This window comes from Kluyvera sp. CHPC 1.251, from assembly GCF_036759945.1.
Classification (GTDB): domain Bacteria; phylum Pseudomonadota; class Gammaproteobacteria; order Enterobacterales; family Enterobacteriaceae; genus Kluyvera; species Kluyvera sichuanensis.
In genome coordinates, this window is record NZ_JAPKIC010000001.1 from 739972 (window position 1) to 753790 (window position 13819).

At 50.3% G+C, this 13819-nt stretch carries 7 protein-coding genes; all 7 read right to left on the reverse strand.

The genetic code is table 11. The features are described from left to right. Window positions 1-3: 3 nt before the first annotated feature. Genes V6940_RS03350 through vgrG form a run of 7 tightly spaced genes read right to left on the reverse strand, consistent with a single transcriptional unit; the run spans window position 4 to window position 13819 of the window. Window positions 4-4050, reverse strand: coding sequence for a contractile injection system tape measure protein (locus V6940_RS03350; RefSeq protein ID WP_333494827.1), 4047 nt, complete (start codon window positions 4048-4050; stop codon window positions 4-6). Next, window positions 4047-6425 carry a hypothetical protein gene (locus V6940_RS03355; protein WP_333494828.1) on the reverse strand — a complete coding sequence of 793 codons (2379 nt, stop codon included), beginning with the start codon at window positions 6423-6425 and terminating at the stop codon, window positions 4047-4049. The genes V6940_RS03350 and V6940_RS03355 overlap by 4 nt, the downstream gene beginning before the upstream one ends. Before the next feature lie 8 nt (window positions 6426-6433). Beyond that, window positions 6434-7264 carry a hypothetical protein gene (locus V6940_RS03360; RefSeq protein ID WP_333494829.1) on the reverse strand — a complete coding sequence of 277 codons (831 nt, stop codon included), beginning with the start codon at window positions 7262-7264 and terminating at the stop codon, window positions 6434-6436. Continuing rightward, window positions 7257-11228 carry a hypothetical protein gene (locus V6940_RS03365; protein ID WP_333494830.1) on the reverse strand — a complete coding sequence of 1324 codons (3972 nt, stop codon included), beginning with the start codon at window positions 11226-11228 and terminating at the stop codon, window positions 7257-7259. The genes V6940_RS03360 and V6940_RS03365 overlap by 8 nt, the downstream gene beginning before the upstream one ends. Beyond that, the gene (locus tag V6940_RS03370) at window positions 11228-11677 is read right to left on the reverse strand and encodes a GPW/gp25 family protein (RefSeq protein WP_333494831.1); all 450 of its coding nucleotides are present in this window, start codon (window positions 11675-11677) and stop codon (window positions 11228-11230) included. The genes V6940_RS03365 and V6940_RS03370 overlap by 1 nt, the downstream gene beginning before the upstream one ends. Before the next feature lie 29 nt (window positions 11678-11706). Continuing rightward, window positions 11707-12006 (reverse strand): PAAR domain-containing protein, encoded by a 300-nt coding sequence (locus tag V6940_RS03375; RefSeq protein WP_052285313.1) that lies wholly within the window; start codon window positions 12004-12006, stop codon window positions 11707-11709. Window positions 12007-12025: 19 nt separating this feature from the next. Continuing rightward, window positions 12026-13819, reverse strand: a complete 1794-nt coding sequence (gene vgrG, locus V6940_RS03380) for a type VI secretion system tip protein VgrG (protein WP_333494832.1) — start codon at window positions 13817-13819, stop codon at window positions 12026-12028.

The following is a 13819-nucleotide window of genomic DNA, read 5'->3' on the forward strand; positions in this document are numbered from 1 at the left end:
TCCTTAGCGCCATGACACGAAAAGAGGGATATCCATCCATGGATATTTGATGGTCTGAAAGCTCCACGGCAGTTGATCGAGCAGCATGTCAAAAGTGCCGGGAATGATGTTCAGTTGCCAGTGTTCTGGGGTCACGCTGAGTACACCTTCACGTTGAATAAAGGTAGATTGCAGCCCACCAATAGAGGTTCTTCCTAAGACTCGCCAGTGGGCAATAATGGCGGTGAGCAACCCTTCGATAAGCGTTTCAGCCCCCTCCGGCAATGCAACCTGTTGAGGGATCGCCGTGGAGGGCGCTACGCCGCAGAGTATTTTGTTCAACAGCAATTGATATTCAGGTGCGCTGTTGGTGTTATTGGTCATCCATTGCAGGCAGAACAGCGCCTGTAGCTGCGACTGGCTATCCACAAACTTACGCCCGTCGGTCAGCCCTAAGCGCTGAAACAAAACCGGAATATAGACCGAAGTGATAACTAATCCCGCATTGTGAACGGTAACGGGGTCTGCGTTGGCTTCTGCGTTCTCTTGCGGTTTATCCCATGTCGTTTCCGCGTTTTTCTTCACGTCCTTGTCTGTCATATCAATGGCCTCAATAAGCTGTTTAATTTCGGTTTGTTGGTTATTCAGGTGCGTTGCCCATGCCGTGTTGTCCTGCGGTTTCTGTTCACTGCGACGGGCAATGCGAACGAATGTTTTTTGCTGTGATGTTGAGTGGATATGGGGTAGCAATCGCCTCACCAACACGGCAATCGACGCACCGTCTTTCTCATTGTGCTGATGGGTGTGAGCCCGCCACTGCTGATTTAATTCTCTGAGAACGTGTGGCATGAATGTGTTGGCGGTGATGGCGGTTCCTTTGAGCCAGTGCTGGCGATAGAGCGTTTGCCAGAACAGAATCTCGCCCTGAAGCGGTGAGGCAAAGAGTTGAGCGAATGCCTGACGTAATGCCAGCAGGGTAAGCGTTGCGCTGTTGATCGTAGGGAATAGCATCGCGAGATGTGCTTGCACGGGGATCTCTTCCAGCCAGCGCCGCATATGACGCGGATTGGCCAGAGTACGCTGTAACCATTGCCTCACAGGATGCTGCATTGAGCGCTGTGACAGACACATTAACCAGCCTTGTTGTGGGGCTGGCGCTTTACCGTCAAACCAGAGCTGTAACCCTTCGCGCAACGCGTCATCGGGGAGAAGGCGGTCTAACCACTGCCTGCGTTCCGCCAGCGGCTGGGGAATGGCGTGACTGCTGAGGATAAACTGTTGCAGTTGCTGGTAGTGTGCACCGTCCGATGAGGTATTGTGCCTGCCCATCTCGCGTAATAACCGTTGAAGCCATTGCTCTGGCGTCGAGGGGCCGTCATTGCTGAACAAAACGGTATAGAACCAATCAAGTGATGAGGTGAACCGCTGGGCTATGGCAAACAGAAGGGGGAGCAACGCGATAGTGCGCTCAGCAAACGGTGGCTGCATGACGCGAACCAGACGCGTTAACTGGGGGATATTCCAGGTCTGAAGCTGCGTTGCCATTGCCGAGGCATTGATGGTGGCGTACTGCTGCAAAAGTCTGCGCTGTGGCTGACTGATAATCGATATGTGCTCATCAGACTGAATATGTGCCAGCAACTGGGGAGGTGTCAGCGAAGGTTGCTGATGGTGACTGACAAGATCAATCAGCTGTTGTCGCCATAAAAATTGGTGATTGCTCAGGCTTAACCATTCGTGAATTAACACCTCAACCTGAACCTGGTAGCGTGCGGAAAGCTGTTCAGTGATATTCAACAAATATTGGTATTGATTAAATTCACTTCCTCTACGGCTCATGACGTAGTGCAGCGACAACTCCCATAGCGCATTTCTGGTATTGCTCGCGTTAAGCGGATTTGACACGTGGCTAATGGCGGTACCGAGGGTTTGGCTCTCGTGAATAATGGTGCGTACGGCTTTGGTGGCGGGCGAATTCACAATGGCGGTTAATGTGAATAACGTAGAATCATCGAAATGTGCCACCCAGCGCTTTAGCGTGGGAACGGAAAGCCCAATGCTGAGAATGAGCTGAGCCAGTCGTTGCCCATAATCACGCTGCCATCGTTGAATCTGGCGGTTCCATTGGGTTTGATTGGCGCGTTCTAACGTGGTGACGATCTCCTCAATGTCGGCCAGTTGCGCCAACGAGAGGCCGCTTATTAGCGACGGGGAGAGCGCTAACGGATAGCGAGACGCAGACGACTTAGTAGGTTGCGTCAATTTTCTCAACAACGCGTCGGGGATAAATGTCCTCAGCAGGTGGCCCAACGTTGAATCCGCCAAAGCGCGGTCGCCGCTATTCAGCACGTTACCCTGCAGCGCTGCAAGCTGATCGGTGAACGTAATATTACGCCAGCTCGCCAACCGTTGAATCACGTAGCGAAGGAAGCGAGGCGGCGTAAATGCGCGGTCGCTTTCCACAATCAGAAAGGCGAAGGTGAATTGCCATAACATGACCACCGTCGTGCGTTCCGTGGACGCAGTCCCCGGGAAGGCAAACAGACGATGTTCCGCCATCAGGCGGCGTAATAGCGGCGTTGCAAGCGGCTCAAGCGCATCTGCCAGCGACAGTAAGGTTTTATCAGAGTAGCGCTCGGCCCAATGACGGCGAACATAGTCTAACTGACCACACCAGCGTAACAGGGAGACAAACGACGGTGAAAGAGGCGGCCAATAGCGTAAGAGCTGGTGCTCCTGTCCTGAGCTGAGCGCTAACAGCAGTTCGTTAATATTGGCTAACGGCGGTGTCTTATCTTCCCCAGGATGTACCGCGACGTCGGGCACTTGTGTTTTGTCGCTCTCCGATGCTTTTAAAGGCGACGTCGCAATAATAGGCGCGATGGCGTGGAGTAAATCTAACAATTGCCCCCGTAGTGCGCTGTCGATGGTTGTGCTGTTAAGCGTTGAAATCAGCGACGCCAGCAGAACATCAGCCTTTTGGTTTTGCGAGCGGGCCATCTGCACCACCAGGCCAGACATATAGCTTTGGCGATTGAACGCGCTGCCGCGATCGATAAGCAGGTATTGAAAGGTAAACAGCCACAGTTGCTGGTGGATTTGTGACGGGGGTAATACCTGCTCGGTCTGAAGAAGGGTAGTTGTTGTATCGGTACGGCGTTTTACCGACCACCACTCAGGCATATGCAAAATTGCACGTAAAAATGGATATTCTTGTGGTGTTAACGCGGCAAGTAGCGGCAAACGCTCGGCTTCCAGTAAATCACGCACCAGAATCCAGGGGAGCTGGTTATCGCCATGCCTCTGGTACAGCGCCTTAATTAGCTGTGGTGAAAATTGGTGCAGCAGTTTTTCCCAATCGGCACGAAGCGGCGCTAAGTTGTGCTGTGCGAATAACTGCGAGAAACGGGTAAACCACGCCAGCGCCAGGCGGTTGGCTAGTTCATCTTGCCGACTTTTAGGATGCGCTAATAACAGCGACATGATGACCCATTGCTGCGCGGGCGATAACGATGGGAATAACGTCGAAATCGCCTCGCTGGAAAATTGTTCAACGATGCGCCGTAATAGGTACTCAGGCCGACGCGCGTGATTGAGTTCGTCTTTCAATCGGGCAGAATGTTCGACCAACATGTCGGATAGACCGAGCGACTCCAGTGTCTGTTCGCCGGAAACCGACCACGGAAGTGCGCCCGTGTTGAGGAATTGCCAGAGCACGTTCCAGCGCTGTTGCTGCTGACTCAGCATCTTTATGCCAGATGGTTGAACGGAATGTGAGGCTTCTCTGGCGGTGTGTAGCTGTGAGCGCAGCGTTGCCTGTAGCGCTTGCCTGAGCTTTTCTGGCGCGTCCTGATAAAACGTTTTGGCGTTAAACTGGCCGAGGTCGAGAGTCAGGGTGTCGAGAACCAGGGTTTGATCCTCAGGACAGATCTCGTCAAATACCGTCTCCATCACTGGGAGAAAGTGCTGGACGACCCACTGCGCCGCGCGTGACTCGAAGTTTTCCGCATCAGCAAATCCGGTGAAATCAAACTCGAGGTTGAGGTGATTGATTTTGTGGTATTGGCTCATCGGCTCTCCACTCCGTCTGCCTCAGGGCGTGCGCGCTGCAAAAAGAGATAAAGCTGCTGAGCAATGGCATCGCACTCTGGCTGGCGTTCTTTGTGCTGTAACGCGTCGGATTTTGCTTGCCGCCATTGGGTATACAGCGTTTCGAACGGGTTAAACATCGTGAAATCAAGCCACAGACACTGTGTCAGCAGGTGAGCGGGGCTATTTTCAACGATTAACTGTTCCACCTGTTCCCGAAAACGGAGGTTGCTGAAGCGTGCGGTGTAGCCAGGTAAAACCAGGATGACCCGGTTGGCGTAATCGCTTAGCGATGCGCTTGTAGCCTCCGTGCGCAGTAAAATGGGCTCAACAACGTAAAGACCTTCACTGTCACGGTTAAGTTGAACCAGCCAGCGTTGCAGTTGGTGGCAAAGCAGGGTGAGCGCCTGTTTGTCGAAATGGCTGGCAATATGAAGCCACCGCTTGTGACCGTCGATATCAACGTTATAAAAGAGCTGATGAACGTCATGATTCTGACGTGAAAGTAGACGGAATCGACGGTTGTCAGTACCAAACTGCAGCAGGGCAGCAGGCAACGTTTTTTCGCGGAAAAGTGGGGCTGTTAACAAGGTGTCCTGAATTTCACCGTCATTCGGATAACCCGTTAAGTGATTTTCCGCGATAGGCTGGAGCGCCGCTTGCGCGTCGGGAGTGGTTAACCACAGTGCTTTTCTGCCAGTGTCGCTATGAAAGTAGTCCTCGTCTGACACCAGTTTTAGTGAATACTGGGCAAACGTGCGTACGTTTCCTTTCGCGGCGTCGGTTGACGGGAATAACCCCAGCAGTAACGCCAGACGCTGGCAATATCCGCCCTGATGTTCGGGTTGGAGCAAATTATCACCAATGCCTCGACCATTGGTCATCGTGACGATATTCAGGATAAAAGCTTGTTTATATTTGAGGATCTCTTTTTCTAATGTTTGGGCAGAAAAATAGGGATTGAACTGGCGGTGTAACCCATCCGGATAACGTTCGCTATAAAGGGCAAGTAAGTAATTAAAAATACGATGCTTACAGTCAGGGTAGTTATCTAGCTGAGCGCGCAGACGCTCCAGACTGGCGCTGGCGTCAGGAGGATAATGTTTGTCGATATTATAAAATTCATCATCCTGAAGGCGATGCGCGTGATAGGTCACTTCGGGCGTTAATGACAGCGAGTACAGCGTATTTAACCCCGCGATATCATCACAAAAATTCGCCATCAACTGATCAAATAACAGCAGGTAGCTGCGAAGTTGGTGGCGCTGTGCCTGCTGTTGCGCATGGTACTGAATCGGTGTTCCCGGCGCTAAATGATAGTTTCTGGGGAAAAGGGTTTGAATCGACTCATAGCGCGTGAAATCAACATATTGGCCCACAGGCAGTGCGGGAGGTGTGGGCGTTTTGAACTGGGCGTTACGCTGCTGATATTGGATCTGCTCGATTTGAATGGCGAGGTCGGCATAGTCGATGTTGACCGGATGTTGAAACTGAACGATTTCAATCCCGGAATGTGCGGACGCTTCCGGCAGCATCAAATAAGAAAACGGGGCAATATCATCAATCGTTTTTGGCCCGTCGTGGCTGGCGCTGCCACTATGCTGCATAAATTCCAGCCTATCGATTTGCAGGATCCCATCTTCGGCGAGCAGCGATTCCTTGATGACATTAACGGGCGTGTTTTGCTGGTTTGATTCAAGCCAAAGACGGATCCGCTGATAGATACAGGCGGCAAGCCAGGTGACATCGGCGACATCATCGCTGATATGAATAACAGCGCTGAGCGAAAGAGGATGCTGCCCGGTTAATTCAATGGCGGCCAAATCCTCGCCCACCGCGCGTACCCGATAAAACTCGTGGCGAATACGGTGAAGGGCGGCATGTTGCTGCGTATAAACGGAATGCTTGCCGGTTACAGCGTGTTGCTGACTTAATGCGTAAAAATGGTTGAGCTGCGCATTGAGGGTATAAATACCCAGGTGTGGACCATTTTCGCTGTTGCGTAGCCACACTTTATCAAGCTCAGGGAGCCGGGCCAGCAACCACGCTTCATACTCTTTAGGCTGCTGGGGATACGCTGGGATGATATCTTCAGCCAACGCTAAACCATGCGCCCGGTAATCAATGTTCCCCGAAGGCTCGCTAAGGTAGTCGGTGACCTCAAACTCACAGCGGTAGATAAGGTCGGTCAGGGCATAGCACACCTGCTCCAGGATGGTCATTCCTGGGTCGTGGGTATTGTAGTCAGTCCAGAGATGACCGCTTAGCTGCTGAATATACGTCAGGCCAAGCTGGTAAAGATGTTCAAAACTATTTGGATTATCGTTATGGTCTTTTTTCGAAATAGTCTTAGACATGATTGAATTTACTCCCCCATCGCTGCGCGTTGGCAGTGCTGCATAAAGGGGTCATTCCATAATTGCGTAATATGGTATTGAATGGTCTGATCGTCGCCAAATGGCGTGTTGGTGCGAATTTGCAAAGCGTAAGGGCGCACGGTGCCTCGGTGATTATGCTGGCGCCAGCGGAGTTGGATTTTATCGGCCGAAGAATGAAAGAAGGCCTGAGTCATATGGATGGGATTCTTATCCCCCCAGTGCCACCACCGTTTATTGGGGGCGCAGGTATTAATGGCGATGGCGTGCACAAGCGCATAGCGGCCGCTATAGCGGATGCCAATCCCCGCGACCACTTCGAACATATGGCAGCCTTCAAGCTCCGGGGTGATGTCATGCCATTCGCCATCCGCGGGGATGGGCGTATCCATGATTACGCTGCCCATTCTGCCCTGAGAGGCAATGGTGCCATTCACATCGAGGGCCTGCCGCGGCGTGGCAGTGTTAATGCCTACCTGTCCTGTGGGCGTCATCGAGAGATTGATGGCCTGTATTGTTCCTCCGCCCTCCGGGGCCTCTTCAGTGATATCCGCCGCTGGATTGGCGAAAACCTGCAAATTAATGCTCTGTGGGGCAAAGCCGACGTGCCACAGCGGGGTATCAGGGCTATTTTGCTGATAAAAGCTCAGCAGGTGCTCCTGATCTAATGCTCTGAGCTGTAGGCCCGTTTCCGGTGGTTTGATAAAACCTTCATCACTCTGATTAACGCATGAGTCAATTAAGTCTGAAAAATGTTCCGCTGACGGCATAGTCCCATGACGAAAATAATTCTTAAGCGTGCTTCGATTACGTTTAGCCATTATTTTGAGCGCCTTTAGGGTTAGACGTTGGTGATGTGCTGACAATAAATTGTTCCCCGATCACCAATTCGCCAATACCGACGGTCACTGGTTTATGGGAAAGATTATCGGGTGAAATTTGAATGTACTGATGTTCTTCCGGAATCAACAAAAACCATGGATAGGCAGCGCGTATTGGCTGGCTGGTCGCCGCGCTATCCTGGAGGGCGTATTCGGTATTTTCATCAAGGCTAATTTTCAGCGCCGAGAGTGCGCTGACCTTGACGACATTTTTCTGTTTGAGAATAAAGGCGCTGAGCTTCTCAAGTGATAAGCAGAATCCTAGCCCTGTATTCAGGGTATCTGCTTCCCATGGGCATAGCTGCGATTTGATCGCGTATTCCAGTCTGCGTAGCGCAGGGCCATGGCTCACTCCCTCTTTTAACGTCACTTTGCACCGGATCTGGATTTTTTCGTAGCCCGGGTTACGAACTTCTATCTGCACGTGCGAACGAGAAACGGAGAGCAGGAAGCGGCGAATAGCAAGCAAGTATGAAGAATCTAGCTGCTTTGGCGAACAAAGTGAGTGGTCGCAGTCGGTATTGAGAGGCGTCACGATGATAAGGATTCGGCCCGGTTCCTGGTTCAGGGAGTAGTAGCTGCGCGTGGGGAAACAGTGTACGGAACCGACCTCGGGGAAATTTTCCAGAACCAGGCGTTCGTAATCCCAGGGGGTTAACGCCTTGCCTTTATGGCGCAAATTTTCACTGACGCGCATCAGGAAGTGTTGTTCGCTCTCGATGTCGGGAATTCTTATCATGGCATTAAGCTGGGAAATAGCGGCCAGATTCGCTTTGCGCGGCGAGCTTCGCCAGGCCGAAAACCTGAGCGGTGTAACGCCATCGTCAGCAAGAGGGGCACCTTTGCCGGTGACTTTCACCACGTGTGTGGCAACATGCAGACAATCAGGATACCGGTCGATCCCTTTGTTGGTACTCACTCGTAGCCAAAACAGGCCCGACGGCATCACGCTGTGGTCCGTGTTGATTTCACTCGGTAAATCTAAAGTGACAATCCCGGTTGTGAGAAAGTTAAGGGTCGTATCATGGATAATCTGATGCGGATTGAGGGCCTGCCATTCATTATCCACCAGGTAATACCAGCGGTATGAGGTTGATGGATAAGGCATGACCAGCCGGGCGTTACCATCAAAAACGAAGAATATATTTAAATATCCCGACAGCTCCCTTGCCGTGATACCGATGAAACAATGGCTATCCTCTTTATAATTTGGGAAAAATCGCGGCCTGTGAATCTGGTGAGTTTGCTTTGGAGGATAAATAATATTTTCGCCGAACGGGTGCAGGTGGGTGATTTCACTCTGGCTGCGACGGTCGATACTTAATAAATCAATGGTTGATTCCGCCGAATAGTCGATAGAAATATGGGTGACTAATGGCGTATAGGGCTGATTGGGCAACGTCTTTTTATGTTTTTTGGTGACGTTATAGGTGAGCGTGTCGCTCAGTAAAGGCGCATAGTCTTTATGACCGAATGCCGGTTCCGGGCCTGTGAGCAGCAGCTTAAATAGCCCGTTACGTAAGCCAGATTGGTTACTGTAGGGCGTTTTCGGCCAAGGGCGGGTCACCGGCGTGTAGCCATTGCGCAGATTTAAAAAATGAAGATGCCTGTCATGACGAAGCGCGCCGCTCGCCGGTGTAAATAGTGAGAAGCCAGCGGGGCCGAACTCAACCCATTGCCCGTTATTGAGCACTTCTGCGCGCATTTGAAAACTGGCATTGGTGTAGGGGTAATGATACTCAGCATAATACTGTTTAAAACCATCTGACCCCCGCGGCAGGTTTCCCCAATCAAGATGCAGCGAGAGCTGGCTGATGGATTTCCGGGCAATCTCTTCGTTAGCCACCACCATGTAAGCATCCAGATAAGGTTGTGAGCCAAATAAGAAGAAGGGCTGCGAGGAGTCAACTTGCCCTTCAGGGTTAAATAACTGCATTTGGGTTACGCCGCTAACCTGAGTCGACATCGCCAGTTTTGATAACTCAAAATCACGGAAAATCGCGTAGGGGAAGCAGTTACTTTGACGCTTCAAGGTGATTTTCAGTGATGCACTGTGAGGGAGATGTGCAAGGCGCGGAATAATCGGTGCAAAGCCGGTATCGATATGACATTTCACCTTGAACCCTATTTGGCACTCTTGAGGGGTACAGGGATAAATCTCTACGCTATCCATTAATTCCCAACCATTTTCGGTTGTCGCTTCAATATCGAAGACACCCTGGAATAGCTGATAAAAAGCAGCCGTCGTGGAGTGACTAAGAAGCTCTTCAATGGTGGTGTAAGCAGTAGGTTCAGCAACAAGAATAGATTTTAAACCGCTAAGGGCTGTCGAAATATCCGTTTTAGTTAACCAGGTGGCGGTATAAAGGCAGCGTCGGCTTACCAACTGACCAACAATACGAAAGAGAAGGTCTACCTTCGATAAACCGTATTGCATCCCTTTCTCTGGGGTTGAGCAGAGGTACTGTAGTGTTTGTAGATAAAATAATTTATAGGCTACCCACACTCGCTGCGACGGTCTGAGCTGACGAAACTGGCTAAGCTGTTCCTGGCTAATTTGTTTGGCCAGGCCGCTGGCCGTGATGCGGGCAGCCCAGTCTTCAAACAGATGGGCATGTAGGGAAAGTAGCTGCGCAAATATGCGAGTCAGCGCGGCGCCGGTTTTATTATTATCATCTATTACCAGTAGTTCCTGAGCCACGATGCTCGAGCGCACCTCTTTAAGATGCACAATAATTTCGATGACTCGTTTACCCTGCTGCATAGAAAAGAGCGGGTCGGAGATAATCAGCCCCATGGGGTGGGTGCTGTCTTCGGTTTTGTACTTGTTATTGAAGATATTGAATTGCTGGTTTTTTGGAAAATCATCGCCGGTGGCGTTCGCCGTTATCTGAACGCGTTGTCCGCTAACCCCGCACACGAGCCCAGATTCTTTTTCGGGCGAAACCAGAGGGTCACGCTGCAACGTGAGGTTGAATACATGAGATACCTCTGCATCCGTAACCTCAATGGGATAACGACTACGATAAGCAATCGGCTTAAACTCAGGATCATCACCAGGACTAAATTCGGCACCTTGCTCAAAGTGAATTGAACTGCTGGTTGGGTGGTTTAATGAGAGTTTCAGGTAAACGGCGTTATCGGGTGTAGGTTGTTTCTCCTGCTGCAAAACCTGACGATAATAAAACTGCAGGTGTTTTTCCGTAAACTGATTAAGACTTTGTTGGGCCCGTTCAAACAGTTTCAGGAAGGCAAAATAAAGTGCCTGTTGCGGGTTATTTTCCTGGTGTTCCAAAGCGACCTGCAGCACCTGCTGGCTTTGCTGTTTTATCTGTTCTATGACAAAAACTATCTTGGCGAAGCAGTGACGCATTTGTTCTGTAAAACTGCTGTGCTGCAACACGGGTGATGCGGTATCCAACGTGTGTTGATCAAGATTCCATAGCGGATCAAGCTCTTGTACGCTGTGGCGAAATTGTTCAGGTAAACGGGTGATAACCAGGCTTAACGGCAGCGAAAGGTGATGCTGATATTCATGCAGCAGGTAGTATTTAAACTGGTAAGCCGTCTCAGGCACACCAGGAAGATGTTGATACCAGGCCTGCAAGCGTTTTAATAAAATCAGTAAAAACTCAACGGTGACGTTCTCATCATGCGCAAGAGCTTGCTTGAATTGGCTTTGGATATGTTTTGTGTCACTGGTTGAAATAGCAGCACAGACGACAATCTCGCTTTTCTGAAATAAATTTCCCCAGTGGCCATCGGCCTGGTCCTGCAGATTTCTGAAGGGCAACTGCTGGGCAAATTGATGCGCCCATTCCACCAATTGCTCAAAACTGAGCTCATGTGGATGGAATAGGGATGAATTTATCGCCTCATCCTGCCGCTGCTGCCTTGAGGTCATTATGCGATATCCCACTCGTTAGATAACGGCAGCAGTTGAGGTGAGACTAGCGTGCCTTCATTTAAATAGAAGGGATAAACCATATTGCTGCGCGTGTTGGTGGTGATAACGCTGTAGTCAATTTGAATGAGTAATTTTCCGGAGAGAGGTTCGGGCAGGAAATGAACATCTTCAACATTAATGCGTGATTCGAAAAATAAAATAGCATGGCGAATCTCAGACGACAGTTGGGTTAATACAGTCTGGGTGAGTTCTTCAAAGACAAACTGATTAATGCGGCAACCGAAATCAGGCGTCATAAGCCGCTCCCCTGGCGTTGTGGAGAGAAGAATGGTCAAGCTCTGTTCTATATCCTGCATATCGGAGCTCATGACGACCTGATGATTGGGCCCGGTAAAACAGGGTGGAAAAGCCCAGCCCGTCCCTAAAAATGCGTTGTCGTTTGTCATTGATATCACGCTATCCTCGCCGGTGGTAATTAGCCGCCAATAATGACCGTAGGGCAGCCAATCGTGATGCTGCCACCGTGACTGGTGGTGTCACCCATTCTGGCTGCTGGTTTGCCGCCAATGAGCACGGTAGCCGAGCCTTTCACAATGGTTGATGGCGGCCCAACGCAGACACAGCTATCCCCAACAACAGCGGCAGGCAAAGAGCCAATCAAAACCGTTGGCACGCTTGGTCCGATAATCGGGCCGCCGACATGCGGAATAGGCGGGAGTCCAGGGGTCGCCATTGGACACATCTGTAGATCCGTAATTCTTGCTGCAAAGGGCATATCACTACTCCGTTAGTCGCTAATTAATTTTGACCAGGGCACCTTTGACGGTCGTTATTCCTGAACAAGAGAGTTCCGCGGTTGCCGTGCCTTTTAGCGTTAACCCCGTATTGGCTTGTGCAGAAACATTTAATCCGGAAATTTTTGCGTCCCCGGTGGCCTTAACGGTTGTATCGCGAGTGGAGCTAATATTGACTCCTCCTTTGGCTGAAATCGTGACATCTTTGCTACTGGTGATAGCAATACCGTCTTTATCCATGCATATCGTATTGCTATTTTGATCGGCAAGGGTGATTGATTTATTCTTATCGCTGATAACAATAGTATTGCCATTTGGTGTTTTTAACGTCATGACGCTATTCTCATCATCAAAAATAATTTTCATTTTACTTTTGGTGACAAGGGTCTTGATATAATTGTCGGATGTTATCTCTTCCGGCATTTTATTTTTGCTGCTATACAAGGAGCCCAGAATAATGGGGTTACTGGGGTCCTGGTTGATGCAGCCTACGATCACTTCGTCCCCGACTTCAGGAATGAAAAAATTCCCAAAACCCGAGGAGGCATAGTAAGAGGCCAATCGTGCCCAGATGACATTCGCTTCGCTATTTAGCGTCGGTATCTTTATCTGGATGCGATAGTTTGACTCAGGATCGCCATCCAATTTGGTTACCACCCCGATCTGTAGCCCATCGATGGGTGGCAGGTAACCTGAAGCTGGCGGCGCACCAATATCACGATGATCCGCGGACCACATTGGAGACATCCCGAGTTCAGCCGTGGTAATCCACTGGCCTTTTTCAATACTGTGGTGAACGCCGCTAACATAATGCGAACCGTTGTAGCGTTCGCCCACTCCAGCAAGTTCAATCAGGCTGTTGATGGTTGCGCTAGCGTTTCCCTGGAAAGTGACGCTTCCGCGTACCTTACTCAGCATCGCTTTGACCTGTTGCCCATCAGCCCAGCGCGTTAACGAATCGGTACTCAGGGTAGAGGCCGTTTGAAGCGTGTAATCGCTAATGCCCAATACCTTTGCCAGCTCACTGCTGGTTAAATTTCCCTGTCCTGAGATTGATTGAGCCGGTCCGGTTCCCGTCACCATGTTCTGTTTAGTCGGATCCCAGGCGGTGGCGGTGACGGATTTTAGTTGGTTTCGTGCATCGACTTTTGCAGAAAATGAGATCAAATCCGTGCCGTAGGTTACGACAAGCGCTGCCGCATTGCTTATTGCCGGCTTATCAACGGTCACCTTATTCGACTGATTGGTGACGACAAAACCATTTGCCTCTGCTCGGGTGAGGATAAAATCCCAATCCGTACTGTTAAACTGCACTAACTCTGGATGAGGGTCGGTAATGCTGCCGACGGAGGCGGTGATATTGGGGTAATTTGCGAGCAGTGCGCTGATGATTTTGCTGTCGGATTTCGCGAGAAAACACTGGCTATGCTTAGCAATCGTCATTGCAACAGCCTGATCTTTACAGACAACGCTGAGCGATGAGCTGTTATTTGCTGCTATTTCTATTCCATGACTAATAATGATACCGTCGAATATGGTTTGTTCATCACTCGCATAGCCTGCAGAAATAGAAATGGTTGAACCCGGCTTAAAGGTATCGGCGTCGCTGATATCGAAACGTTGGGTCGGCATATCACCATCGCTAATGGTTATCTCTGCCGTGGCAATATGATTAACGTGATAATGAATATGGATAGCGATAACGCCTATCGCGCTATCAATCGCTTTGCCGCCGACTTTAATGGTGTAGGTGGTTACGCCAGTACTATTATTACTTAATGGGGAAATGGCCAT